The sequence below is a fragment of the Nocardioides sp. NPDC127514 genome, assembly GCF_040302125.1.
GTDB lineage: Bacteria > Actinomycetota > Actinomycetes > Propionibacteriales > Nocardioidaceae > Nocardioides.
The window spans coordinates 45,506-69,883 of sequence record NZ_JBEORF010000007.1; the positions used below are offsets into that span (position 1 = coordinate 45,506).

21 protein-coding genes are annotated in these 24,378 nt (G+C 69.3%); 7 read left to right on the forward strand and 14 right to left on the reverse strand.

Translation table 11 applies throughout. The annotated features are described in order from the left end of the window. Nucleotides 1-68: 68 nt before the first annotated feature. From ABTX24_RS07180 to ABTX24_RS07190, 3 genes are all read right to left on the reverse strand, one after another. A complete protein-coding gene (locus ABTX24_RS07180) occupies nt 69-1,139 on the reverse strand; it encodes a nitrate- and nitrite sensing domain-containing protein (RefSeq protein WP_350838447.1) in 1,071 nt (356 codons plus the stop codon). Further along, complete coding sequence (locus ABTX24_RS07185; RefSeq protein ID WP_350838449.1) at nt 1,136-1,660, reverse strand: SigE family RNA polymerase sigma factor; 525 nt, start codon at nt 1,658-1,660, stop codon at nt 1,136-1,138. The genes ABTX24_RS07180 and ABTX24_RS07185 overlap by 4 nt, the downstream gene beginning before the upstream one ends. Before the next feature lie 114 nt (nt 1,661-1,774). Then, nucleotides 1,775-2,602, reverse strand: a complete 828-nt coding sequence (locus ABTX24_RS07190) for an arylamine N-acetyltransferase family protein (protein WP_350838451.1) — start codon at nt 2,600-2,602, stop codon at nt 1,775-1,777. 47 nt (nt 2,603-2,649) lie between these two features. Here ABTX24_RS07190 and ABTX24_RS07195 point away from each other — a divergent pair, with 47 nt between their 5' ends. Beyond that, nucleotides 2,650-3,240 carry a TetR/AcrR family transcriptional regulator gene (locus ABTX24_RS07195; protein WP_350838453.1) on the forward strand — a complete coding sequence of 197 codons (591 nt, stop codon included), beginning with the start codon at nt 2,650-2,652 and terminating at the stop codon, nt 3,238-3,240. Between the two features lie 69 nt (nt 3,241-3,309). On the opposite strand, the gene ABTX24_RS07200 is transcribed toward ABTX24_RS07195, so the two are convergent. From ABTX24_RS07200 to ABTX24_RS07210, 3 genes are all read right to left on the reverse strand, one after another. Continuing rightward, complete coding sequence (locus tag ABTX24_RS07200; protein ID WP_350838455.1) at nt 3,310-4,566, reverse strand: hypothetical protein; 1,257 nt, start codon at nt 4,564-4,566, stop codon at nt 3,310-3,312. Beyond that, nucleotides 4,566-5,162 (reverse strand): RNA polymerase sigma factor, encoded by a 597-nt coding sequence (locus ABTX24_RS07205; RefSeq protein ID WP_350838457.1) that lies wholly within the window; start codon nt 5,160-5,162, stop codon nt 4,566-4,568. Before ABTX24_RS07205 ends, ABTX24_RS07200 begins: the two co-directional genes overlap by 1 nt. A 190-nt stretch (nt 5,163-5,352) precedes the next feature. Then, nucleotides 5,353-5,952 (reverse strand): TetR/AcrR family transcriptional regulator, encoded by a 600-nt coding sequence (locus ABTX24_RS07210; RefSeq protein WP_350716619.1) that lies wholly within the window; start codon nt 5,950-5,952, stop codon nt 5,353-5,355. Between the two features lie 49 nt (nt 5,953-6,001). Between ABTX24_RS07210 and ABTX24_RS07215 the strand changes: the two genes are divergently transcribed. The 3 genes from ABTX24_RS07215 to ABTX24_RS07225 are packed head-to-tail and all read left to right on the forward strand — an operon-like array spanning nt 6,002 to nt 8,891. After that, nucleotides 6,002-7,516, forward strand: a complete 1,515-nt coding sequence (locus ABTX24_RS07215; RefSeq protein WP_350838459.1) for a flavin-containing monooxygenase — start codon at nt 6,002-6,004, stop codon at nt 7,514-7,516. Continuing rightward, complete coding sequence (locus ABTX24_RS07220) at nt 7,513-8,349, forward strand: SDR family NAD(P)-dependent oxidoreductase (protein ID WP_350716615.1); 837 nt, start codon at nt 7,513-7,515, stop codon at nt 8,347-8,349. Before ABTX24_RS07215 ends, ABTX24_RS07220 begins: the two co-directional genes overlap by 4 nt. 17 nt (nt 8,350-8,366) lie before the next feature. Then, nucleotides 8,367-8,891 carry a DUF402 domain-containing protein gene (locus ABTX24_RS07225; protein ID WP_160025370.1) on the forward strand — a complete coding sequence of 175 codons (525 nt, stop codon included), beginning with the start codon at nt 8,367-8,369 and terminating at the stop codon, nt 8,889-8,891. On the opposite strand, the gene ABTX24_RS07230 is transcribed toward ABTX24_RS07225, so the two are convergent. Further along, entirely contained in the window at nt 8,886-10,226 is a 1,341-nt protein-coding gene (locus tag ABTX24_RS07230; protein ID WP_350838461.1) for a threonine/serine exporter family protein, read from the reverse strand. The genes ABTX24_RS07225 and ABTX24_RS07230 overlap by 6 nt on opposite strands. Before the next feature lie 82 nt (nt 10,227-10,308). On the opposite strand from ABTX24_RS07230, the gene ABTX24_RS07235 reads away from it, so the two are divergent. Then, entirely contained in the window at nt 10,309-11,436 is a 1,128-nt protein-coding gene (locus ABTX24_RS07235) for a glutamate--cysteine ligase (RefSeq protein WP_160025371.1), read from the forward strand. 94 nt (nt 11,437-11,530) lie between these two features. On the opposite strand, the gene ABTX24_RS07240 is transcribed toward ABTX24_RS07235, so the two are convergent. From ABTX24_RS07240 to ABTX24_RS07260, 5 genes are all read right to left on the reverse strand, one after another. Continuing rightward, the gene (locus ABTX24_RS07240; RefSeq protein ID WP_160025372.1) at nt 11,531-12,646 is read right to left on the reverse strand and encodes an FUSC family protein; all 1,116 of its coding nucleotides are present in this window, start codon (nt 12,644-12,646) and stop codon (nt 11,531-11,533) included. 128 nt (nt 12,647-12,774) lie between these two features. Next, nucleotides 12,775-13,425, reverse strand: a complete 651-nt coding sequence (locus ABTX24_RS07245) for an HNH endonuclease family protein (RefSeq protein WP_160025373.1) — start codon at nt 13,423-13,425, stop codon at nt 12,775-12,777. A 109-nt stretch (nt 13,426-13,534) separates the two neighbouring features. Next, a complete protein-coding gene (locus ABTX24_RS07250; protein WP_350838464.1) occupies nt 13,535-14,362 on the reverse strand; it encodes an MBL fold metallo-hydrolase in 828 nt (275 codons plus the stop codon). 18 nt (nt 14,363-14,380) lie between these two features. Further along, a complete protein-coding gene (locus ABTX24_RS07255; RefSeq protein ID WP_350838466.1) occupies nt 14,381-15,622 on the reverse strand; it encodes a site-specific DNA-methyltransferase in 1,242 nt (413 codons plus the stop codon). A 10-nt stretch (nt 15,623-15,632) separates the two neighbouring features. After that, nucleotides 15,633-16,175 (reverse strand): hypothetical protein, encoded by a 543-nt coding sequence (locus ABTX24_RS07260; RefSeq protein WP_350838468.1) that lies wholly within the window; start codon nt 16,173-16,175, stop codon nt 15,633-15,635. Between the two features lie 77 nt (nt 16,176-16,252). Between ABTX24_RS07260 and ABTX24_RS07265 the strand changes: the two genes are divergently transcribed. Then, nucleotides 16,253-16,828 carry a mismatch-specific DNA-glycosylase gene (locus ABTX24_RS07265; protein ID WP_350838469.1) on the forward strand — a complete coding sequence of 192 codons (576 nt, stop codon included), beginning with the start codon at nt 16,253-16,255 and terminating at the stop codon, nt 16,826-16,828. 4 nt (nt 16,829-16,832) lie between these two features. Here ABTX24_RS07265 and ABTX24_RS07270 read toward each other — a convergent pair whose 3' ends face one another. Then, a complete protein-coding gene (locus ABTX24_RS07270; protein WP_350838471.1) occupies nt 16,833-17,990 on the reverse strand; it encodes a hypothetical protein in 1,158 nt (385 codons plus the stop codon). Nucleotides 17,991-18,140: 150 nt separating this feature from the next. Then, nucleotides 18,141-22,181 (reverse strand): carboxypeptidase regulatory-like domain-containing protein, encoded by a 4,041-nt coding sequence (locus ABTX24_RS07275; RefSeq protein WP_350838473.1) that lies wholly within the window; start codon nt 22,179-22,181, stop codon nt 18,141-18,143. Between the two features lie 340 nt (nt 22,182-22,521). Here ABTX24_RS07275 and ABTX24_RS07280 point away from each other — a divergent pair, with 340 nt between their 5' ends. Continuing rightward, the gene (locus ABTX24_RS07280; protein ID WP_350838474.1) at nt 22,522-24,372 is read left to right on the forward strand and encodes a hypothetical protein; all 1,851 of its coding nucleotides are present in this window, start codon (nt 22,522-22,524) and stop codon (nt 24,370-24,372) included. Nucleotides 24,373-24,378: the final 6 nt, after the last annotated feature.

Sequence of the window (24,378 nt, forward strand, 5' to 3'; positions counted from 1 at the left end):
GTTGTGGGCGACGAAACTCTACTTTCGTCGCCCACAACTACCATCTCGGCCGTTTCGCCGTGCCGGGCTCAGTCGACCTCGGCGAGGTCGTCGATGAGCTCGTTCGCCACAGCGACGGCCACGTTCTGCAGCCCGCGGAACAGCTCGGTGCAGGACGCCACATGCTGGTCCGGCGTCATCGTGACCCGGTCCAGGTTGCCGGTGGTCAGGACCTGGTTGACCGCCCGTTGCGCGGGAACCCCGACGGCCCCGTTGGTGGCAGTGTTCTTGGTGATCTCGTCGAGGAAGTCGCGCTGAGGTTCCGAGCTCGACGTGTAGAGCGCCGAGAGCGACAGGCGCCACTCAGCCTCGGCCCGAGCAAGCTCGGCGAACTCCTGCTTGCTGAGAACATCCGCGCCCGCAGCGCCCGTACCCCGCATGACCTCGCGCTTGGCGAGTGCCTTCGCCATGAGGCTCTTTTGCGTACCGAAGGACTGGAAGGCCGGGCCCAGGTGGCCGAGCGCCTCGATCTCGTCGTCGATCTCGGCGTCACCGACATACGGCACGAGCGTCGAGATCGCGAGGAGGCCGTTGGAGAGCGTCGACAAGGCCAGCGCCCCCTGCAGCCGAGTCTCCTCCGTACGCATCATGGATCGCGTCTCCGGCAGGGCGGCCAACGACTGCTGGATCTCGGAGACGAGGTCAGCGAGCTCCTGGTCCCCGCCGTCGATCTTCTCCGCCTTCGCGGTCCAGATCACGACGGCCTCGTCGGTCTGCTCCTGGATCGGCTTCATCACCACGTCAGGGACGTCCGCGAGGGCAGCGTCGCGCTCGAAGATCAGGTTGATCGCCAGGCCGAACGTGCTGGGCAGTGCCTGCGCGACCGACTCGGCCCGGCGCACCGACGAGGAAGGTGTCGACGTGGGGGAAACGGCCGGGTCGGTGGCCCGATCCGCAACGAGAGGCCGCAGCGCGACCCCGGCGATGGCGATGATCCCGGCCGCCATGATGGTCCCGGCGGCGGTGAGCAGTCGCGCCGAGCGCACGCGGCGGCGGCCGCGGCGTACGTCCTCGGAGGGGTCCGGGAGCGGGACCGGAACCGTGGCGCCGATGCGGTAGAGGCGCTCGCGCAGCAGCGTGTCGTCGTCGAAGGTGTTCATAGCCGGCCTCCTCGGGCAGCGTCGGGGGCAACGTCGGGGACAGCGAAGCCGGGACGGAGGGCGCGGCGCAGGCTGGCCAGGGCGGCCGAGGTCTGGCTCTTGACCGTCCCGGTGCTGATGCCGAGGTCGGCAGCCGTCTCCTCGACCGACAGACCCCAGTAGTGACGGAGCACGACGACTCGCCGCTGACCTACGGGAAGCGCACGCAGCGCGGTCCAGAGCTCGTCGAGGTCCTCGGTGTCCGGGCCGCTCGGCGCCGGCCGGTCGACGATCTCGCCGGCCCGCTCACGCCGCCACGGACGACGGCCCTCGTCCAGGTGGCTGTTGACCAGCACCCTGCGTACGTAGGCATCGACGCTGTCGGCCTTCCGCACCTTTCGCCACGCCGCGTACACCTTCGACAGCGTCAGCTGCACGATGTCCTCGGCGCGATGCTCGTCACCGCACAACAGGTACGCCGCGCGGTAGAGATGCGCTCGTCTGTCCCTGACGTAGGCGGTGAACTCCTCGTCCCTGCTCAACGTCTCTCCTCCTCCGGTTCCAACCCCCGACGCCCTATTGACGTAGCCGGCGCTGGATCGGTTGGGGCCTGGACGACGTGATGGCCTCGAGCACGAACAGCAGCACCGGGCCCGTCAGCCCCGGATTCTCGTGCGCCACAGATCGTCTTGGCGACCGGCTGCCTCCCACAACTCGTCCACCCCGCTCTCGCCGAGATCGTCGAGAGGTACGAGGAAGTCTCGCGCCAGGACGTCCGCGAACTCATCGCGAGCAGCCAGGGTTCGCGGCTCGCCGCGGGTGACCCCGAGGTGGCGTACGGTCCGTGACAGCAGCAGCGCGGTCGCGCCACCGGCGGGCCGTGCGGCCATCAGCGTGGTCACGTACGGCGAGGACGGAGAGGTCGTGAGCTCCCGGGACCGCGAGGCGAAGTCGCCCAGCTCACGCGCCTCGGTTCGCAGGTCGTAGCTGCTGATGGTGCCGCCTGGATGGTGATGAACTCGCCAGGTCGTACGGTCCAGTCGCTCGATGCGGTAGACGAGACCGTCCTGGTCGCAGGCCAGCTCGCGCAGCGGCAACGGCTCGAGGAACCCGTCCCCGATCCCGGCATCGGCCAGCCACGTCTCACCACCGATCGTCACCAACAGCGCGTTGTGATTGCCCCACTGCCCGTCGCCGCGCTGTTCACGCATGACACCGGCCTCGACCATCGTCACCTCGAACCCGACTGCTTCGAGCAACAGGGCGAGGGCGCCATTCTGCTCGAAGCAGTAGCCACCCCGGCCACGCACGACGATCTTGTCGACAAGCGCCTCCGGATCGAGACGGACCGGCCGACCGAGCTGGACGTCGAGGTTCTCGTACGGCACTCGCTCACGCCACGCACGATGCAGGTTCCGCAGGCAGGCCAGGTCCGGCCGGACGGGCCGCGTTTCTCCGAGTCGGTCGAGGAAGGCGTCGATCATATTTTTAGAGTAACTCTAAAATTATTGTCAGTCTAGAATGAGCCGCCATGGGACTCCGCGACACCAAGAAGGAACGGACTCGACGCCGACTGGTCGAGATCGCCTACGAGCTCTTCGCCGAACAGGGCTACGACGAGACCACCACCAGCCAGATCGCGGCGGCGGCCGAAGTATCCCCGGCCACCTTCTTCAACTACTTCCCGACGAAGGACTCGCTCGTCTTCATCGACGGGCCGGCGATCGCCGAGTTCGGCGTGCGGGCCGTACGCGATCGGCCACCCGGCGAGGCGCCGGCGGAATGCCTCTCCCGGGCGCTGCGAGCGATGATCGACGCAGCCGCGGGCACGACCCGCGAGCCGGGCACCTCCCTGGAGGCGACCCGTCTCGCACTGGTGACGGCAGTTCCTTCCCTACGGGCGACCTTCGTCGGGAGGGCGCTCACCACCCAGCATGCCCTGGCCGACGCCCTCTCGACCGCGTACGCCGACAGCCTGGATGAGGAGACGGCGCACGCGATGGTCGGCGCGGCCTTCGGCGCCGCGCTCGCCGTCGGGATGGCGACGCCGGCCGCCGGCCGACCTACGGCCGACCGACTTCTCCGCGCCGCCGCGAAGGCCACCGCGGGCTTCACCGCCTGAGCGAATCAGGGAAGAGCGTCGAGGAGCTCTCTACCGCTTCCCCGGTCCCAAAGCCGCGGAGCCGGCCCCTCAGCTCTGCGGCTGCCACCTCCGATCGAGTACGAAGTCGACGGCGCGGTCTACCGGGATCGCACTGTCGCCGTACACGCTGACGGTGTAGACGGGGCCCTGGAAGACGACGAGGTTCACCGGATCAGCGGGCTTGCCCATCCAGCGGCGGTTCTTGCCGAGACCGATGAAGACCTCGTTGCCATCGACGGTGCGAATGATGCAGCGCTTGTAGACGGCGCGGTGGCACGCCTTGTCCATCTGGATCGGGTTGAGCGTCTCCTCCAGCCGCACCTCGACAAAGCCCGGCTCGCCACTGGAGAAGCTGTCCGCCATGTCCTGCTTGACGTCGGTCAGAACGACGTACGCCTCGTGGTCGAAGCGCATGGGCATGCCGTCGCGCCACGTTGCCGGGGTTCCGGGCGGGACCAGCGTCTTCAGCGCGGTCCTGCCCAGCTCATTGGCATCGACCTGAGGCGGCAGATCGAGTTCCGGGACGACCAGCCGGGGGTCGGCAGCGGCCGCCATGACCTCCTTCTCCCCGAGGTCGACACCGGAGACGGGGATCGTCGAGTTGTTACCGAACAGCGAGTCGAGGGTGATCGCGACGACCGTCCCGTCGGAGCGCTCGACGGCATAGGTCCGTGCGCCGCCATTCGTCGCGACTCTCGCCCCCTTCGCTCCCGGGTGGTCGACGTCCTCACAGGTCCACCCGGGGTCATCGCACAGGAAGCCGACTCCATCCCAACCGGACCCGACGGCAAGCTGAATCATCCCGAGACCGTCCTCGCCTTCGACGGTCCACCCCAGCTTCGTACCGATGCGGCGCCCACTGCCCGCCTCACCGGCCTGCATGTTCGAGACGGTCTTCTCGAGGTGCTCCCCGGCGGGATCCAGATGCTCGGCGAGGACGTCTCGGTACTTCTGAAGCACCGGGATGTCGCGAGACCACGAGACTCCGTGGCCGTTGAAGGCCGCGGGCCACAGCCCCGTGACGTCGTCCCCGGGGACCTTCACCGGCGCTACCACCCGGTCGGGCACCGGCGACGGCTTCGCAGACGTCTCCAGTGGACCTGCGATCTGCTCGTCGCCCTTCAGCAACGACGTCCTCTGGGTGACCACGACACCACCGGCCGCCGTGATCGCCACCGCGGCAGCAGCCGCGACAGGCACCGCCCACCTCTTCGTACGATTCTCCTGGGAGATCGCCTGCATCAGCTCCGCCTCTCGCCGCGCCTTCACATGAGGGCGCAGGCTGCGCTCAGGAATTCCAGTCATCACTTCTCCCCTTCACCCATCAGCACGGCGACCCGCTTGCGTGCGCGGGAGAGCCGGCTGCGTACGGTCCCGACAGGGATGTCGAGAGCCTGGGCAACTTGCAGATACGAGAGGCCGTCCCAGGCGATGAGCATCAGGATCTGACGGTCCTTGCGGCTGAGCCTGTCGACAGCCGCGAGGAGCTCGGACATCCGGCGCTCCTCGTCGAGGCGGCGTGCGACTCCGTCCGCGTGGTCCTCGGCGTCGTCGACCCGCACCAGCTGCAGCCTGCCCGCCAGCGCGTTCTGCCGGCGGGCACCACGGGTGGCATTGCGGCAGACGTTCTCGGCGACGGTGAAGAGCCACGGCATCAGCGAGCCGTCGTAGGCCACCGCCCGTTCCCGCACCCGCCAGACCTCCAGGAACGCCTGGGACATCACGTCCTCGGCGAGGTTCCAGGAAGCCACGCGGCGGAAGCAGAAGTTGTAGACCGGATCCGCATAGCGCCCGAACAGCTCGGCCATCGCCTCGTGGTCACCCCGGCGCAGACGCTCCGCCAGACCGCTGTCGTTCTCCGTCACCACGAGCCCGAAGCTCTGCGACTCACTACCTCTCACGCACCCTCTATGTCCGGCAGGCCCGGAGGGGTTCCAACTCCGGGCCTCCCATTGTCAGGCCCGTCATCTACGTGCCGTTCCCGGGGTGACCGCTCCTGGCGATGGTCGGCGAGGGCAGCGGGGGTGTAACACGCTGTTACACGCACTATCCGGTCGTTCTGAACGACCGGATAGTGCTACGAACGACGTGTTACAGCTCGCCCGGGCCCGCCCCGGGCAGCATCTCCAGCAGCACCGGCAACGACCCTGCCAGCATCCCCAGCAGATCCTCGCGTGACAGCCCGGCAGGATCGGCCTTCCAGGAGAGCACCAGCTCCTCCGACATCGCCTGCCAGCCCCTGACGACCAAGCGGGCGGCGGGGGTGTCGACGACGAAGTCGACATCGGCCTTGAAGATCCGGGCCCCGAGGGCGCCGAAGGCGTCGTCGTAGATCTGGCGCAGGACGGGGTCGCTGGCGGCGCCGCGGACCATCGAGACGTACCCCTCGTAGTTGGCGTCGACGAAGTCCACATAGGCCGTCATCGATGCGAGCAGGCGCTCGACCGGCTCCCCCGTCTCAGGCGGGGCGGTCTGGGCGACGAGCGCGTCGGCGGCGCGGCGCACGACCGCCTCACGGAAGGCCATCTTGTCGCCGAAGTAGTGGTAGAGCAGCCCGCGCGAGATGCCGGCCTCACGCGCGACCACGTCGATGGAGATCTCGTCGAGGGAGTGGTTCGCGAAGAGGCGAATGCCCAGATCGAGCAGCTGCTCGCGGCGTTGCTCGGGCGTCAGTCTCGTCCGTTGGCTCATGCCCACCATTCTATTGACACCTGTTCAATAGGCAAGCCATACTCGAAGTATGACCACTGCTGACCTCACCCATGTCGACCACCTCATCGTCGGTGCCGGCTTCGGAGGCCTGTGCGCGGCGATCAAGCTCGAAGAGGACGGCGAGCGCGACTTCGTCGTCATCGAGAAGGGCTCCGGCGTCGGCGGCACCTGGCGCGACAACACCTATCCCGGCGCCGCCTGCGACGTCCCCAGCCAGCTCTACAGCTACTCCTTCGCGCTCAACCCCGACTGGTCGATGAGCTTCTCGCCCCAGCCGGAGATCGAGGCGTACATCAAGAAGGTCGCCGAGCAGTCCGGCACGCTGGACCGCTTCGTCTTCGACACCACGATGACCACCGCGACCTGGGACGAGACCCGGCAGCGCTGGCTCGTCGAGACCGAGGGCAAGGCCGGGAAGAAGACGTACGCAGCGACCACCGTCATCGCCGGCCCCGGCGCGCTCTCCGAGCCCAAGCTCCCGGACATCGCGGGCATCGACACCTTCCGGGGCGAGATCTTCCACTCCGCGCAGTGGAACCACGACGTCGACCTCACCGGCAAGCGTGTCGCGGTGATCGGCACCGGCGCCAGCGCGATCCAGATCGTCCCGGAGATCCAGAAGAAGGCCGCCCGACTCGACGTCTACCAGCGCACGGCGCCGTGGGTCCTCCCCCGCAACGAGCACCGCTACTCCAAGCTCGAGAAGGCCGCCTTCCGCCACGTCCCGGGCGTCCAGCGGCTCGCCCGCGCGGCGGTCTACTGGGGCCTCGAGGTCCGCGTCCTCGGCCTCGCCGTGCAGCCCAAGCTGACTCTGGCCCACGAGCTGATGGCGAAGAACAACATCCGCCGCGGCATCAAGGACCCCGAGCTCCGCCGCAAGGTCACCCCCGACTACACGCTCGGCTGCAAGCGCACGCTGATCTCCAACGCCTACTACCCGGCGCTGGCCGCCTACAACGTCGACCTGATCACCGACGGCATCGCCCGGGTGAGCGAGAACGCGATCGTCGCCAAGGACGGCACCAGCCGCGAGATCGACGTCCTCGTCGTGGCCACCGGCTTCTACACCACCGACCTCCCGATCGCCCACGCGATCACCGGCAACAAGGGCCGCACCATGGCCGAGCGGTTCGTGGAGACCGGGATGAGCGCCTACAAGGGCACCACGGTTCCGGAGTTCCCCAACCTCTTCTTCGTGGTGGGCCCCAACACCGGCCTGGGCCACTCCTCGATGGTCTACATGATCGAGTCGCAGGTGGCGTACATCCGCGACGCGATCCACACCATGCGCACCAACTCCTACGCGACCGTCGAACCCACCGAGGACGCCACCTCCGCCTGGAACGACGACCTGCAGCGCAAGATGGACAACACCGTCTGGTCCGAGGGCGGATGCGCGTCGTGGTATCTCGACGAGCACGGCCGCAACACCACCCTGTGGCCGAGCTTCACCTTCCTGTTCCGTCACCTGACCAGCAAGTTCGACGTCGACAAGTACGCCGTCACCGCCGCCACCACGACCAAGGAGAGTGTCCCCGCATGAAGTCCTTCGACGACAAGGTAGTCGTACTCACCGGAGCCGGCTCCGGGATCGGCCGCGCCCTCGCGGTCAACCTCGCCGGCCGCGGCGCCCGGCTGGCACTCTCCGACGTCAACGAGGCCGGCCTGGCCGAGACCGTCGAGCTCGCCAAGCAGGCCGGAGCCCGCGAGATCAAGGAGGACAGGCTCGACGTCGCCGACCGCGAGGCCTTCAAGACGTACGCCGAGGGCGTCATCGCCCACTTCGGCCAGGTCAACGTGGTGATCAACAACGCCGGCGTCGCGCTGTCGGGTCGGGTCAACGACCTCGACTGGGAGGACATCGACTGGATCATGGGCATCGACTGGTGGGGCGTCGTGCACGGCACGAAGTTCTTCCTGCCGGCCCTGATCGAGTCCGGCGACGCGCACATCGTGAACATCTCCTCGCTGTTCGGGCTGGTCTCGATGCCCGACCAGGCCTTCTACAACGCGGCGAAGTACGCCGTGCGCGGCTTCACCGAGGCGCTGCGCGAGGAGATGCTGATCGACGGTCACAACGTCGGCGTCACCTCGGTCCACCCCGGTGGCATCAAGACCGCGGTCGCTCGTAGCGCCCGCGTCTCGGCGAAGGACGACCAGGCCGCGACCGCGAAGTTCTTCGACGAGAAGCTCGCCAAGATGGAGCCGGCGCGCGCCGCGGAGATCATCGTCAAGGGCATCGAGAAGAAGCAGGCCCGCGTGCTGGTCGGCCTCGACGCCCACGTGATCCACAACTTCGGCAAGTTCACCGGCTCGCGCTACCAGGACCTCATCGCGATGGGTGCCAAGTATGTGATGCCGAAGAAGAACGGCTGATCCCTAGACTGAGCGCCATGCGCTTCGAGGCCGGTCACCCTGTTCGTGTCGAGTTCACGAAGTGGGGTGGCCGGCCTCATTGGTCCTTCACGGGCCTCTACCTCGGCGAGGACGAGCACGGCGAGTGGATCGGCCACCCGGTCGGCACCGAGTTCGCCCGCCCCGGTCATGGCTGGGTCGCCGACTGGGAGTCGGTCAGCCTGGTCCCCCACCACGACGCGGCCCACTTCCCCGCCTTCAACCGGCCCAACAACCGGGTGAGCTCGCAGATATATGTCGACATGTGCACCCCGCCGGTGTGGCAGGACTCGACGGTCACCTGCATCGACCTGGACCTCGACGTGGTCAAGAAGTTCGACGGCTCGGTCTACATCGACGACGAGGACGAGTTCGAGCACCACCAGCTCGAGTACGGCTATCCGCCCGAGATCATCTCGATGACCGAGGACTCCGCCGAGCGCGTCTTCCTCGCGGTCAAGGAGAGCCAGGCGCCGTACGACACGACGCCCGAGCGCTGGTTCGAGGTGCTGAGCGGCCTATGAGTCGATGTCCGCGACAGGCACCGGGGCCCGGTCCTTCCGCAACGGACCGACCAGGCGCGGCCCGGACAGGCGCGTCTCGATCCGCCACGACCGGCGACTGAGCGGCTGGGCGATGTATTCGCCCAGGTAGACGCCGGAGGCGAGAGCGAGCGCGACCGAGGCTGCGGTGAAGAGGGCGACCAGGCCGACCGAGGTGGTCGCCGGCGTCTCCTGGGCGAGCATCGTGAGACCGCGGTAGATCGAGTAGCCGGGCAGGAACGGCACCACCGATGAGACCACGACGACCAGCGGCGGCACCTTCAGCCGGGTGGCGACCGAGTAGGCGACCAGACCGATGAAGAGGGCCGCCACCGCCACCCGCCACGTACGCCCGACGTCGCCCGGTACGACGATCGACAGGATCACGGCGACGCCGGCGATGACGGCGATCGGGAGCAGCGTCCGCTTGGGCGCGTACGCCGCGTAGGCGAAGGCCGCTGCGCCGACAGCACCACCCGCGGTGGCGAGCGTGATCGACTGCAGCGACGTGGTGCCGCCCGAGACCGCGCCGTCGATCGGCACTCCGACCGCGCCCGCGAAGACCAGACCGCCGGTGACCCCGGCGATGATGCCGGCCGTGGAGACAAGGGCCTCCATGATCCGGGCGCTGGCGGTGACGTGGAATCCGGTCAGGGCGTCCTGGAGGGCGCCCATGAAGCTGATCCCGGCCAGCATCACGGTGATGTTGGCGGCGATCGAGGTCGAGACGTCGAGATCCAGCGGCAGCGCCGCGGCGATGACCGCGAGCAGCGTGGCCAGGCCCGCGCCGGCGACCTGCAGGTAGAAGAGCGGCAGCCGCCAGCGGCGGTGGAGGAAGTGCTGCAGCTGGTCGATCGCGGCACCGGAGATGAAGGCGAGGATGACGACGCGGAGCTCACCGCCGACGTAGACGGTGAACGCGGCCGCCATGATCGCCATGCCGAGCGTCACCGCCCAGCGTGGCCGGCGGTGGCCGCCGGAGATGATCCGGCCGAGCGCGATCCGGGCGCCCTGGAGGTCGACCTCGTCGCGTACGACCTGGCGGACCAGGTGGTCGACGGCGGTCAGGTGGTCGTAGTCGATGGTGCGGTTCTTGACCTGGCGGGTGGTGTGGATCGGGATCGCCTCGGGATCGGCCTGATAGCTCATCGAGAGACTGGTGTAGGTGACGTCGACCTCGGCCTCGCGAAGCCCCAGATGTTGGGCGAGCGACCTCATCGTCGCGGTCACGTCAGCGGCCCCGGCGCCGGTCGAGATCAGCAGCTCACCGACGCGGAGGCAGAAGTCCAGAGTCAGGTTCACCTCACGCGCGTCCACCGTCACAGGGTGCCACCGGCCCGGTGAACGACAGGCATTCACGATGCTCGACAAACGGGCCCGTGCAAGGAACGCTCGTTACATGCGGATCGACTTCCATCCCTCCCCCCGGCCGACGCTCGGCGTCGAGTGGGAGCTCGCGCTCGTCGACCGCGAGACCCGGGATCTGGTCAACGTCGCCGACCACATCTTCGCCCGCGCCAAGGCACGGGTTCCCTACCCCGGGCGGATCCACAAGGAGCTGCTGCGCAACACCGTCGAGGTCGTCACCGGGGTCTGCGAAACGGTCGAGGAGGCCATGGACCAGATCCGCGAGACGACCACCGGTGTGGTCCGTGCCGGTGACGATCTCGGCGTGGATCTCTTCGGCGCCGGCACCCACCCGTTCGCGTCCTGGACCAGGCAGGAGCTGTCCGCGGGGCATCGCTACCAGGAGCTCATCAACCGCACCCAGTGGTGGGGCCGGCAGATGCTGATCTGGGGCGTCCACGTGCACGTCGGGATGCCGGAGCGGGACCGGCTGCTCCCGGTTCTCAACGGGCTGCTGACCTACTACCCGCACTTCCAGGCGCTGTCGGCCTCGTCCCCGATCTGGGCGGGCATGGACACCGGCTACGCCTCCAACCGGGCGCTGATGTTCCAGCAGCTGCCGACCGCCGGGCTGCCGTTCCAGTTCTCGACGTGGCAGGAGTTCGAGGCGTACGTCTCGGACCAGACGGTCACCGGCGTGATCGAGGACATCAGCGAGATCCGCTGGGACATCCGGCCCTCGCCCCGGATCGGCACCATCGAGAACCGGATCTGCGACGGGGTCTCCACGATCCAGGAGCTGGCCGCGATCGCCGCGCTGGCGCACTGTCTCTGTGTCGACCTGGACGCCCGGGTGGCGGCCGGGGAGCCGGTGGCCACGATGCCGCCGTGGCACGTCCAGGAGAACAAGTGGCGCGCCGCCCGCTACGGCCTGGACGCGATCGTGATCCTCAACGACGCCTCCGAGGAGCGGCTGGTCACCGACGACCTCGCCGACCTGCTGGTGCGCCTGGAGCCGGTGGCCGCGCGCCTGGGTTGCGAGAAGGAGCTGGCCGGGGTGCACGACATCATCCACAAGGGTGCTTCCTACCAGCGACAACGCGCCATCGCGGCCTCCACCGAGGGCGACCTGGTCGCGGTCGTCGACTCGGTCGTACGCGACCTGCGCGGGTCGCTCTAGCGGGATGCTGACCGAGGTACCTCGGTCAGCCGTCACTTCCCTCGTGGAGTTCCCCGAGGTCAGTACGCGTTCGCCGAGTTACCTCGGTGAGCATTCAGCGAGGCGGCAGCGGCGGCAGGGCGTCGGTCGCCTCGAACTGCCCCATCCCGGTGACCCCGAGCAGGTCGACGATGATCGACCTGATCTGGACGAGGATGACCTCGGCGTTGAGCGACTCCGTACGCTCCACCTCGGCCGAGTGCTCGCCGACGGCGAGCAGCACCGACCTGGCCTCCCCGCTCAGTCCGTCCGGGCCGAGGCCCGCGGCGAGCTCGGCCTCGACGACGTCGACGGCGTCGGCGAGCCCGAAGGCCAGCTGGTAGTAGCTCTCCGGCACCACGTCCCCGCGGTAGGCCGAAACCGCCGCCCGCCGCACCAGCACCCGGGTGCTACGCAGCGCGCGGTCGAGCGGCTCGACGAGCTCGGCCATGCGATGTACGTGGCTGCGATGTCGGAACCGGAACGGCGAGACGGCCAGCACCGACATGCCCTCGTCGGAGGCGTCCTGCAGCTCGCGGATCAGCGGGTCGGTGGCGCGCGCGTCGGCGAGCACCTTGAGCCCGTGGACCGCGTCGGCGTCGAGCATCACCTGGCCGGCGGCGCGCAGCAGCGAGGCGATCTTCTTGGCGACCACAGCCGCCTGCTCGCCGGGCCGCCGCAGCGGCGCGGCGGGCACGATCGAGGCGGCCACCAGCGCGACCGCACCGCCGATGAGCGCGTCGGTCCAGCGCGTGAACGCCGCGCCGGGCGTCGGCAGCAGCCCCATCACGAAGATCGACTGCACCGCGGCCTGGTTGCGGAAGACCTGGCCCGAGGAGATGAAGATCCCCACCGCCATGGCCATCCCGACCACCAGGGTCATCTGCCAGGCACCCTCGCCGATGACCTGCACCACGACGTCGCCCAGGAACACCCCGAGCGCGACCCCGATGGTCACCTCGGTCACTCTCCTCAGCCGCTGGCCGTAGGAGGTGCCGAGGCTGACCACCGCCGCGATCGGCGCGAAGACGGGTTGGGCGTGGCCGAGCAGCGTGGCGGCGATGAACCAGGCCACCCCGGCTGCCGCGGCGGCCTGCAGCACGTGCCACCGCTTCGACTTCAGCCGTGCCAGCCGGCGGCGTACGTCGGAATTCACCTGCTCACGGGTGACTCGCGGAGCAGAGAACGCCATGCCGCAGATCCTAAGGCAGCCGAGACCTCAGTTGTGGCGGCCGAATCGGTCGTACTGGCGAATGAGATCGGGATCTCGGCCGCCACTTCTACGGATTCGGCCGCCACTTCTGCGGACTCGGCGCGGGGTCAGCGGGCGAGGGTCACCGAGACACTCTGGCTGCCGCAGCCGTTCGCGGAGGTGAGGTTGGTGAGGGCGGACTTCTCGGTGCTGTCGACGGAGAGGCGCCAGCGGATCTTCACCGAGACGTACTCCTTCAGGTAGCGGCACTTCTGCAGGTCAGGCATCCACTCGGCCGGGTCGGCATCGGACTTCTCCTGGTTCTCGTTGTCGGTGACGCCGACGAGGGAGCCGTAGTAGCCGAGGTCGTTGGCGTAGTTCTTGCGCTCGGTCGAGGTCCAGGTGCGGGCGCCGGAGTCCCAGGCCTCGGCGAGCGGGACCATGTGGTCGATGTCGATGTCGCTGGTGAGGGTCCAGGAGAGTCCGTCGTAGTAGGAGTACCAGCGGCCGCCCGACAGCGAGCAGCTGGAGCCGACCGTCGGGGCCTCCTCGGCCTCCGCGATCAGCACCTCGTTGCGGGTGTTGCAGCCGTCGCCGTCGGCGTCGATCCAGTGCTGGAAGAGGTCACGGCTGTAGCCGGTGCGGTTCTCGGCCGCGACCGGGAGGTCGCCGATGGCGGTCGAGAGCGGCTGGGAGTAGGTCTCGGCGTGTGCTGCCGCCGGAATGGTGAGCGGCACGAGGGCGCCGCAGGCGAGGATGAACAGGCCACGGAGTTTCATGGGGGTCTCCCGAGGTGAGGTGTTCGGTCGCCCCCAGACGATGCCGCGTTTTACGCGCCCCGTGTAACTCGGTTACCAGATGTTTCGAGAAGTTCACCCAGTGGCGCGATCACGCCGAGATGAACGGCTCCGTCAGATGCGGCGTCGCCAGGTGAAGCGTCGCCAGGTGACGCGTGCCGGCGGTTTCGCGGCTGAGCATGCGCTCCCTCGAGCGTCTGGCCTCCTCAGGGTCGATCTCGTTCGAGTAGGCGAGCTCGGGGTGGAGCAGCTGCAGCGCGTGCACCAGGAGGTCTCCGGTGACGAGCACCAGCTCGCGCCCCTCGGCAACCAGCACGCTCTGATGCCCGGGCGTATGACCGGGCGTGGCGACCGTACGCCCGGCGCGCAGGGGCGTGTCGCCGTCGAGGAGCCGGAGCCGGCCGGCCGCCGCGAGCGGGTCGGTGAGAGTCTCCCGAAGCCCGGGGTTGAGCGCGTCGAGGGCGTCGTACTCGGCCCGCTGGAGCAGGTATTCAGCGTTCGGGAAATAGGGGCGGCGGCCGCTGGCCTCGGTCACGACCGCCCAGCCGACGTGGTCGGTGTGCAGATGGGTGAGCACGACCGTGTCGACCTCGGCCGGGTCGATGCCCGCGGCGTCGAGCGACCGAGGAAGCACACCGGGCACGGGCGCCCACGAGGCAGCCGGGCTGTCCGCCGGACCGATCCCGGCGTCCACGACGGTGAGGCCCTTGTCGCTGCGGATCGCATAGGCACGGAACTGGAGCCACCAGCGGCCCTCGGCGTCGACCGCGCCCGGATCGTAGCGGTCGACCTCGGCCCATTGATCGGCCGTGGCCTCAGGGAAGGCATCGGCGCGCGGGGAGAAGAACGGGCCCTCGCCGTCGGCGAGGGCGATGATCTCGGTGGAGCCGATCCGGAGGCGGGGGACGCTGAGAGCCATGGCCGCGATCCTGCCCTCCTACGCGCCCCGCGTCACGCCAGATGTTTCGAGAAGTTCACCCATGTCGCGTTCGACCAACCCCTCCGCGCCGCCGTTCCCGTGGGCCGCGACCACGGCCCGCAGGCGCGCGCGGGTGATGTCGGAGACGTACGCCATCTCGGCCTTGGCCGCGTTCGAGCCGGGCCGGGTGGTCTCGGCGATCTGGACGGACCAGCACGTACGCCGCGCCCCGTCCTCCACGTTGGCCAGCGCGACCGCGTGGCCGGTGGTCCCGGAGCCGGCGAAGAAGTCGAGGACCCGCGCGTCGGCCGGCATCGTGGCCAGGATCCGCCGGATCAGGCCGGTCGGCTTCGGCGACTCGAACAGCGGCCCCACCAGCGACTTCAGCTCCGCGACGGCGGTGTCGGTCGAGCCGATCTCCTCGGCCATCCAGATCGTGGTGAGCTTTTTCCGCCTCGCCTCACCGGAGGCGTCTCGGGAGAGCCAGTCGCGCTGGTAGACGTCGACCCGCTCCCCCAGCTTCCCGCGTACGCGACGGCACATCAGGTCGTCGGGACGGGCCGCGATCAGCGGGGCGCTCCACCGCCAGACCGCCGGACGGCCGTCACCGAAGACCGGCCAGATCTCCTGCCCGCCCTCGAACGGCTCGATCCCGACGCGACCGGTCTCCGGGTCGCCCCACACCGGGAAGTGGAGAGTCCTGGCGGTCGCGGGGTTGAACTTCTTGTTGGTGTTGCGCAGCGGCAGCCGCCGGTAGTGGCGCCCGTCGTCGGTGACGAGCGGGAAGTCCTGCTCGTTGACGGCCTCGGGGATGCTCGACTCCAGCGCACAGGTCCGGGCGTCCTTGGCGTAGACCAGCAGATACTCGTGGGACGTCGCGAACCCGTTGCCGAGCTGGCGGCCCTTGGGGTTGAGGTTGACCACGATCTGCGCGAGCTGGTTGCGCTCCTCGAAGACCTCGTCCATCAGCACTTTGAGGTGGGCGGCCTCGTTGTCGTCGATGGAGACGTAGATCGCCGCGCGCTCCGACATCACGGTGCGCGCTGCCTGCAGCCGGGGCCTCATCATCGCGACCCAGGCCTCGTGGCGACCGGCCCGACGGCCGTCCTCACCGCGCCGGTCGTCGTGGTAGGCGAAGAGGCTGCCGGTGTTGTAGGGCGGGTCGATGTAGATCAGGTCGAACTTCTCCCCCGCGACCGAGAGCGCCCGAAGAACATCGAGGTTGTCGCCCTCGACGAAGGTGTTCCACGGCTCCCCCACGCGGGGAACGTTAGCCGACGGGCAGGTCGGTGCTCAGCAACGCGACCGATCGCTCGGCCACCAGGCACTGGATCTTGGTGCTCTTCGGCGGGGTGACGCTCAGGACCACGTCATCGCCGGTCGTGCCGGCCGTGATCGTCGCCGGGTCCGGGGCCTCGCAGCCGTCGTAGACCGTCTGGGCATAGAGCCGCTGACCGGACGGGACGTGGGCGAGCAGCCTGGTCGCCTCGGTGGTGAAGGACGCCTGCAGCGAGGTGCCCAAGGTGGCTGCGTACGCCTTGATCGCAGCCTCGTCCGGGAGGGGCGTCGCGGTCTTCTCCAGGTCGCCCTCGGCCGCGCCGCCGGCGGAGACCAGGCCGCGTACGGGCTTCTCCGAGCTCGGCGGGCGGGACGGCTCCGGCTGCGGCTTCGGCTTCGGCTTCGGCATCGGGGTTCCGGAAGGCGAGGCCGACGGGCTCGAGCCCGGGTCGGTCGCTTCCTCGGCGGTGCCGCAGGCGGAGACCAGGAGCGCCGTCGCAGCGAGTGCGAGTGGGAGAAGACGCGTGGGGTGCATATTTCACATACTCCCCACGGCACCCGGCTGTTGCACCCCCGACAGGCACGTCGTTACGGAGATGGAAGGATCACGCCGTGGCCCGCTTCACTCAGGCCGAGCTCCAGACCTACTACGGCGCCTCGGTACCCGACCTCCTTCCGGCAGACGACCAGCCGCTGCGCCTCCTCTTCGTCGGCATCAACCCCGGCCTGTGGACGGCAGCGACCCAGACCCACTTCGCGCACCCGCTCAACCGGTTCTATCCGGCGATCTTCCGGGCCGGGATCACCACCCGCCCGATCGACGCCTCGGCCGGGATGACGCCGGAGGACCGCGACTACTTCCGAGCCCGCGGTATCGGCTTCACCAACATCGTCCGCCGCGCCACGGCGAAGGCGTCCGAGCTCAGCAACGCCGAGCTCAAGGAGGGCGGCGCCGAACTGTTCTCCCTGGTCGCACGCAGGAAACCTGCGGTCGTCGCGATCGCCGGGATCACCGCCTATCGGACCGCGTTCAACCGTCCCAAGGCCAAGCAGGGCCTCCAGCCGGAGCCCTTGGCCGGCGCCGAGCTCTGGGTCGTGCCGAACCCGTCGGGTCTCAACGCCCACGAGACCGTCCCCAGCCTCGCCGCGGCCTACGCCGAAGCAGCCCGCGCCGCCGGCCTGATCTGAGGGCTCAGAACCCCGAAGGAGCTTCCGGCAGGTCAGGGACCCCGAGCTTCGCCAGCAGCGCCACCGCGTCGTCGGCCGAGACCCGCGACGACTGGGAGTGGAGCATGTCGTCGACGGCGAGGTCGACCTCGGCGGTGAGGCAGACGAGCACGTCCTCGCCCTCGGCCTCGGCAGGCCCCTGGAAGGCGAGCACGGGCAGGTAGGCGAGGTCGAGGGAAGCGGTCTTCTGGAGAAGACGTACGGCGGCGAGCACATCGGCCCGCGGATCGGCGACCTCCAGCGGGCGGCCGTCGACGGATGCCGCGCCCGAGGCCGGCACCTCGACCATGCCGGCGGTCGAGGGGATGTCGTGCTGCTCGATGACCGCGACCCCGCCCGGATGCACCACGACCGCCTCGAGCTCGCGCGACCCGATGCTCACGTTGAGCACAACCAGGGCCGACTCGAGCTGGCCGAGCGCCTGACGGAGCTTCTCCTCGCCGAAGGTCTCGGGCGCGCCGAGGTCGAGCATCCACCCGCCCGCGGCGGTGGCGACCCACGAGGCGGTCTCCTGCTCCTTCAGCGCCACCAGCTTCTCGGCCTCCTGCCGCAGCCGGTCCCGCTCGAGGGCCGCGTCGTGGGCGCGCCGGCGCTCGTCGTCGAGCTCGGCGCGCAGCATCGCGACCTCGCTCTCGGCCAGCTGCTGCAGCTCGCGGCGCCGCTCGGCCTCCCGGGCGCGCTCCTCGGCCTGCTGCTTCTCCGCCTTCAGCCGGGCGACCTCGAAGCGGCGTACGCCCTCCTCGAGCAGCCCGAGCGTGCGGTCGGAGACCGCCACATCGGCGCCCGACTCGAGCCGGTCCCGCAGCGCACCCCAGTTGACCTCCGGATGGTCGGTCACGAGGGCGTCCAGCACCTTCAGGAGTACGTCACCCTCGACCCCCGCACGCGAAGCCAGCGAGGCCTGGTTGAACCGAGCCGGCGCGGGCGCCGCGGTCGAGGCCGGAGCCAGGCTCCACTGCCCCGGCGGCCCCTCGACGAAGCCGCCCGAGTTCAGCACGGCGAGCAGCTCCTCCTCGGTCAGCAGCACTCGCTTGCCCTTCAAAGCGGCGCGCAGGACCTGCAGGCTCAACGGAGCCCGCAGGCGCAGGATCTCGGCGACGGCCGGCATGGAGGAATGAGGCATAGGGGCTGGTTAGGGGGTTGTTCTCGCAGGCGCCGCGATCGTACACCGCAGCACCGACATTCGAGTCGCGCCAGAGCCGTTCCGAACAAACACGCGAAGGCCCCGGACACCGGATGGTGCCCGGGGCCTCGCTGTCGAGCCGGTCGTGTGCTAGTCGAGCGGCTTCAGGTCGAAGTCGTAGACAGTCGTCTGACCAGCCACGATCTGCGCCTTCTTGGTCGCCGGGACGAACCCGTCGGCCGCGACGACCACTTGGAGCGGCGCGTTGGACTTCTGCATCCAGTACCCGTAGGTGCCGTCCGCATCTGTCCGAAGCGTCACGTCGTACGACACGCCGTCGAGGGCCACCACCGCACCCTCGAGCGCCTCACCCGAGCCCGTCACCGTGCCCGTGATCTTGCCCCAGCCCGCGGGCGCCTTCACGATCATGGTCGCCGGGACCGGCGCCACGGTGTAGGGCGTGTTGTTCCCGATGACCACGTCAGCCGTGTAGGTGCCCGGCTGGTCGACCGTGGCCGCGAACGTGGCGATCGCGGTGACCGACTTGCCCGGTGCCAGCGTGAACGACGGCGGCTGGACGTCCAGCCACGCGACGCCACCGCCGCCACCGGTCTCACCGGTCACATCGAGGATGATGTTGGAGTCGGGGAACCCGAGCTCCGCGGCGTCGGTCGGCTCCGGCGTACCGCAGGCGTCGGAGGCCAGGTAGGTCGGCGAGGTCTCGGCGGCGGCGTTGCCACCGAAGTAGACCGCACCACCGGCGACGGAGACGACCAGGATGTCGTCCGGCGCGATCTCCGCCGACGCCGCGATCGGCACCGTGTAGGTCGCCCCGAAGTCACCGGTCACCGTCGTCGTACCCGACCCGATCGGGGTCAGGTTGGCGAAGGTGAACGCCGCGCCCTCCGGCAACGTGTAGAGCGTCGCCGTCACCGGCGTGCTCCCGTTCGCCGACTCCTGGACCGCGAAGCTCACGCTCGTGGGCGTGAAGCCGCCGGAGACCCCGAAGTCACCCGGAGAGTAGGTGCGCAGGATGGTCGTGGTCCCCGAGGGGCACGCGACCGAGCTGGACATCACGACCTCGTGCGAGCTCGAGTGAGACAGGGTCGTCTCACCCGCGGGGGTCGGCGCCAGAGCGGTCACCGACGGCTGACCCGACGAACCCAGCTTGCTCCCCGACTTCGACGAGGTCAGACCCGACGCCTTCGAGCCGGCACCCGGCTTGGTCTCGACCGTCGTGGCCTTCGTGGTGACGCTCTTGGTGACACCGGCCGAGGCGGTCTTGTCGCCCTGGATGACGATCTCCTCGCCGCTGGCACCCAGATCGACCTCGACGGGCGCGGACCCGGTGTTGGCGATCTTCAGGTTGCGGGAGACCGAGCCACCCATCGCGAGGCTGGCGTTCAGCGCCGTCTGGGTGACGGTGAGCCGGCCCGCCTTGAGCTGGGCGTTGGAGGTGAGCGTGGTGTCCTCGGCGACGGTGAGGTTGCGGCTGATCGGGTCGTAGTCGGGCGCGGTGAAGCTCACGCCGTACGCACCGGTCACCAGGTCGACGCTGTAGGAGCCGTCGGCGCCGGTCTCGACCGTCTTGACGGACCCGCCGGCGGTCGGGGTCAGGGTGACCTCGGCGCCGTCGATGCCCTCCTTGGTGTTGTAGTCCTTGACGACACCGCTGACCGTGCCCATCGGGGCCAGGTCGAAGGTGATCGACTTGTCGTCGCTCAGCGACGCGGTGTTGAGCGAGAACTGCGTGCCGATGGTGCCGGTGGCGTTCTCGATCCCGATCGTGGCCGAGCCGCCCAGGGCCCGGTCCCCGCTCGGCAGGTCGCCGTAGCCCAGCTCGACCCGGCCGTCCTCGAAGAGGGTGACCGAGAAGTCGAGCAGGTCCGAGCTGCTCAACGGGTAGACGTCACGCCACTCGATGACGAACGCGTCCACGCCGTCGACCGTCGTCGCTGCGGTGAACACGTCGGCCTCACCGCGGGCGTCGAGGTCGTCCCAGAACGGGTAGATCGCCGCGTTCGGCACGGCCGTGGACGGCAGCGCCCCGTTGGCGTAGGCCGTGCTGGACGCGAGGAAGTTCACGTGACCGTTCGATGCGACGTACGCCTTGGCGTAGCTGCCTCCGTAGAGCGGGAAGCTGAACGGCAGGTCCACCGAGGCGGCCGCGTCGTCACCTTCCAGTCCGAGCGCGGTGGTGCCGGAACGTACGCCGCTCGAGCCCTCCGAGCAGAAGTAGCCGTAGTCGTCGTAGGAGAAGACCACCTTGACGTTGTGGGTCTTGGCGCCCGTGACCTCGATCTCGGAGCTCGTGGCCTCGGCACAGCCGGACCCATCGGTGAAGATCGTGTACGTCCCCTCCGGGACGCCCGCGATCGAGTAGGTCCCGTCGGCACCCGAGGTCGCGGACAGGTTGCCCGGCGAGAGCTGGATCTCGGCCCCGGCGATCGGGGCGTTGGTGCTGGCGTTGGTGACCGTGCCGCTGACCGTGTGCTTCGGAGCCTCGGCGAGGTCGAAGTCGACGGTCGTGGTGGCGTCCTGGGTGACCGTCGCGGATCCCGTCTCGGTGACGAACCCGAAGGCGGAGGTGGTCAGGTCGTAGTCGCCGACGAAGACACCGGCCGAGAAGTGGCCCTCGGCGTCGGTGGTGAGGGTGCGGTCGAGCGCCTCGCCGTCGAGCACGACGGTCGCGCCCTCGATCGGCTCACCACCGCTGGTGACGGTGCCGGCGACCGTGCCGCCCTCGGCCGGAGCCAGGGCGATCAGGCGTGCCAGGTCGAGGTAGCCCTCGCCGTACACGTTGTTGTTCTCGGCAGTGCCACCGCAGGTGGTGTCGTCGACGTCGGTCGCCGCCTCGTTGAGCAGGCGGCGGGTCTCCTCGACGTTACCGATCAGGGTCGGGTTGTAGCTCCACAGCGCCGCGACGGCTCCCGCGAGGTGCGGGGCGGCCATCGAGGTGCCGTTGTAGCTGCCGTACGAACCGCCCGGGAGGGAGGAGCGTACGTTCACGCCCGGCGCCGCGATGTTGGGCTTGACCAGGCCGTTCTGGCCCGAGCCACGGCCCGAGAAGGAGGCGACGGCGCCGGAGGAGTCGACCGCGCCCACCGAGTAGGTGAGCACGTTCGCGCCCGGGGACGACGTCCCCTGGCACATCGAGCCCGGGTTGCCGGAGGCCCACGAGGAGAACTGGCCGGCTGCGTTCCAGGCGGCGTTCACGTCGTCGAAGAAGGAGTCGATGTAGCCGACGCCGTTCCAGCCCCAGGAGTTGTTGATGACGTGCGGGCGCTTGGCGACGTCCGGGTTCTCCCCGGCCGCGTCGGTCGGCTCCAGCAGCCACCAGCCCGACTCGAGCAGCCCGGCGTCGGTGCCGCAGCAGCCGTTGGTCTCGATCCACTCGGCGTCGGGTGCGACACCGATCTGGTTGCCGGTGCCGTCGTCGCCGACCATGGTGCCCATCGTGTGGGTGCCGTGGCCGTCGAGGTCGCAGGGACCGCTGGAGCAGTCGCCGTAGGCGTCGTACCAGTTGTAGTCGTGGGTGAAGGTGCCGTCACCGTTGTTGCCGCGGTACTGGTTCACCAGGGCCGGGTGGGTGTAGTCGGTGCCGGAGTCGACGCTGGAGACCACGATGCCGGCGCCGGTCGCGCCCTGCTCCCACGCCTCGGGAGCGTTGATGAAGTCGATGCCCCACTCGATGCCCTGCGGCGCCTTGGTGGCCGCCTCCTCCTTGACCGGCTCCACGAGCGAGAGCTTGGCCCGCTCGTGGACGGTCTTGATCTCCGGGTCGGCGGCCAGCTTCAGCGCCAGGTCCTCGGAGCCGTCCTTCACCAGGATCGCGTTCGAGATCGCGTACGTCTTGTAGCTGACCTTGGCGGCGTCGAGCTCGGCGACGGCGCCGGCCTGAGATGCCTTCGCCGTCCTCTCGAGCACGTCGACGACGTACTGGCCACGCTCGGTCCAGTCGTCGATGGCGGAGGCCGGACCGAGGTTGGCCTTGTCGGAGAACCGGAGCCAGAAGTCGGTCGATTCCGACTTCTCGAACTTCGACTCGAGGGTGGACGTGAGCTTGGCCGCAGGGGCCTTGTCGTCGGCCGTAGGGGTGCCGGCGAATGCGGGAGTGGCAAGCATCGCAGCCGTGGCGGCGAGTATGCCTGTGGCTGCTACGGCCGATCGGCCGAGGCGTGAATATCTCAAGGTGGGTCTCCTTGCGGAAACCGTCGGCAAAACCCGCGAGCAGAGATCGTGCACATTCCCGGGTAATGCGGACGGATCGATTATTGCCACGGGAAAGCGTTCTCTCGATTTGTTACAGCCGCAGTCATTCCGAGCGCCGGAGCGCGGCAGATACCTGCCAATGTCGTAAAAGCGTCACGGCCCTAGACAAGTTGGCGAGTCAAATATGACACAGCTGCGTCATTGACACCCGCCCCCGGTATCGGCTCCGACGAATGCTCTGCCGAATGCTCCCGCAAAGGCCGGGTCGTTGACGTCGGTCCGCTTTCCGTTCGCTGTACGTTTTTGTAAAAGGAGGGGCATGTCTGCGATCAAACGCGTGACGAACACGTCCGAGGCCGAGGCGCTGGCGGCGTTGCTCAACGGCGACTCCCGCACGAAGCCGACCGTGGTGGTGACGGTTGCGTCAGGACACACCGAGCCCTACGCCGACGTGGAGCGGATCGCGGCCGAGATCGGCGACCTAGCCGACCTCTACCTGGTCACGACCGGCGGACACACCTGGGCCTTCTCCAACAAGATGACGCCGGGCACGCAGGTCTACGGCGGCGCCGGACGGGTCTACCCGGTCGGCCTGGGGTGGAACATCGATCTGAAGCAGGCCCCGCTGCGGTTCGCGTGGAGCAAGTCCGAGGGCCCCAAGCTCACCGGGCAGCTCATCGACGACGCTCTCGACATGGCCGCGGCGGCCGGGCTCTTCGACAGCGCCCGCACCGCCTCCACCCGCGAGCGCCGCGCCGGCACGGTGCGCTCGATCATGAGCGAGCGCGCTCTGGTCGCCCTCGATGGGGGCGACATGGCCTCGGTCCCGCCCCAGCTCGCCCAGGCCGGGGTGCCGATCGAGCGCGTACTCGCCCCTGGGATGCACGTCGACGGCGTCCTGGAGAAGAAGTCACGCTGGCTCGACATCCGGGAGAGCCGCCCCACCGCCGAAGAGGCATTGAAGACGTACGCCGCCGGGGACGTCGTCCCCGCCGAGGTCCGCTCCGTGCTGGCCGGCTCGGCCGACCTGCGCCTGCATCCCGACGTCACCGTCGAGCTCTTCCGCTCGGATGTGACCGGCGACCCCGACGACGACCTCTCGGCGCTCCTCACCCCCGGCGAGGTCGTGCTCGCGCGGGTCATCGCCACCGGGCCCAAGTGGCGGCTGTCGCTGCGCGAGGTCCGCGAGCACGACACCGCCCGCGAGGCCCTCGCCCTGTACGCCGGTGGGCCCCCATGGCTCGATCCGGATGCTCCGCCGCCTGCGCCTGTCGAGCATGTCGATTCCGAGCCTGCACGTGCGGAGCCCGCGCCTGCCGAGACCGCGCCTGCCGCGGCCGCTCCTTTGGTGGAACCGGTTGCTGAGCCCGTTCCGCTGGCTCCGGCCAAGCCGGCGATCCCGAGTCCCGCGATGATGCCGCGGCGCAAGGGCGAGCCGGTCCGCGCGGTCCGGCCGGCGCCCGCGCCGTCGCCCGAACCCTCGCCCATGCCCGAGAAGGGGCCCGCGCCGGCGAAGAAGGCGGCCGTGCAGTCGATGTCGCTGCAGGTCACCGCGATCAAGGCCGAAAAGGCACACCTCGAGGCGGAGCTGGCCGAGCTCCGCGACCAGGTCTCCGGGCTGCGCAACGAGCGCGTGCAGTTCGCCAAGGACCTCGCACGTGCGGCCCGCCAGGTCGAGACCCGCGACGCCGAGCTGGCCCGGATGCGCTCCCAGCTGCGCCGCGCCAAGCAACGCACCGCCCCGCCCGACGTAGCCCTGCCCGTCTTCGCCGACCGCGAGCGCGGCTTCCGTCACCTGGTCGAGGCCGCCTGGGCCCGCCGGATCCCCGTCGGCGAACAGCCCACCCGGCCGCTGCCGGACTACGCGATCGGCGAGCGGTTCCTCGACAGCGTCGACGCGCTCGAGGGCATCGCCGTCGACAAGATCGCCGACGTGGTCATGGAGGTGCTCACCGGCCTGGCGGAGCAGTCGACCGGCCGCGAGCTGCACCAGCTGCGTACCTCTGCCGGGGGCAACGCCGCCCCACAGTCCCGCCCCGACGGCGCGGTCTGCTACCGGGTCTCGATGCAGATCCACACGCCCAGCGCCCGGCGGCTGCACTTCTGGAAGTGCCCCGACGGCACCATCGAGCTCTCCCGCGTCGTCGTCCACGACGACATGGAGCCCTAGGTCAGC

What these genes read in the sequence shown, in the direction of transcription:
- ABTX24_RS07180 (WP_350838447.1), bottom strand. Translation starts at nt 1,139, where the DNA reads ATGAACACCTTCGACGACGACACGCTGCTGCGCGAGCGCCTCTACCGC.
- ABTX24_RS07190 (WP_350838451.1), bottom strand. Translation starts at nt 2,602, where the DNA reads ATGATCGACGCCTTCCTCGACCGACTCGGAGAAACGCGGCCCGTCCGG.
- ABTX24_RS07195 (WP_350838453.1), top strand. Translation starts at nt 2,650, where the DNA reads ATGGGACTCCGCGACACCAAGAAGGAACGGACTCGACGCCGACTGGTC.
- ABTX24_RS07200 (WP_350838455.1), bottom strand. Translation starts at nt 4,566, where the DNA reads ATGACTGGAATTCCTGAGCGCAGCCTGCGCCCTCATGTGAAGGCGCGG.
- ABTX24_RS07210 (WP_350716619.1), bottom strand. Translation starts at nt 5,952, where the DNA reads ATGAGCCAACGGACGAGACTGACGCCCGAGCAACGCCGCGAGCAGCTG.
- ABTX24_RS07215 (WP_350838459.1), top strand. Translation starts at nt 6,002, where the DNA reads ATGACCACTGCTGACCTCACCCATGTCGACCACCTCATCGTCGGTGCC.
- ABTX24_RS07220 (WP_350716615.1), top strand. Translation starts at nt 7,513, where the DNA reads ATGAAGTCCTTCGACGACAAGGTAGTCGTACTCACCGGAGCCGGCTCC.
- ABTX24_RS07225 (WP_160025370.1), top strand. Translation starts at nt 8,367, where the DNA reads ATGCGCTTCGAGGCCGGTCACCCTGTTCGTGTCGAGTTCACGAAGTGG.
- ABTX24_RS07235 (WP_160025371.1), top strand. Translation starts at nt 10,309, where the DNA reads ATGCGGATCGACTTCCATCCCTCCCCCCGGCCGACGCTCGGCGTCGAG.
- ABTX24_RS07240 (WP_160025372.1), bottom strand. Translation starts at nt 12,646, where the DNA reads ATGGCGTTCTCTGCTCCGCGAGTCACCCGTGAGCAGGTGAATTCCGAC.
- ABTX24_RS07245 (WP_160025373.1), bottom strand. Translation starts at nt 13,425, where the DNA reads ATGAAACTCCGTGGCCTGTTCATCCTCGCCTGCGGCGCCCTCGTGCCG.
- ABTX24_RS07250 (WP_350838464.1), bottom strand. Translation starts at nt 14,362, where the DNA reads ATGGCTCTCAGCGTCCCCCGCCTCCGGATCGGCTCCACCGAGATCATC.
- ABTX24_RS07260 (WP_350838468.1), bottom strand. Translation starts at nt 16,175, where the DNA reads ATGCACCCCACGCGTCTTCTCCCACTCGCACTCGCTGCGACGGCGCTC.
- ABTX24_RS07270 (WP_350838471.1), bottom strand. Translation starts at nt 17,990, where the DNA reads ATGCCTCATTCCTCCATGCCGGCCGTCGCCGAGATCCTGCGCCTGCGG.
- ABTX24_RS07280 (WP_350838474.1), top strand. Translation starts at nt 22,522, where the DNA reads ATGTCTGCGATCAAACGCGTGACGAACACGTCCGAGGCCGAGGCGCTG.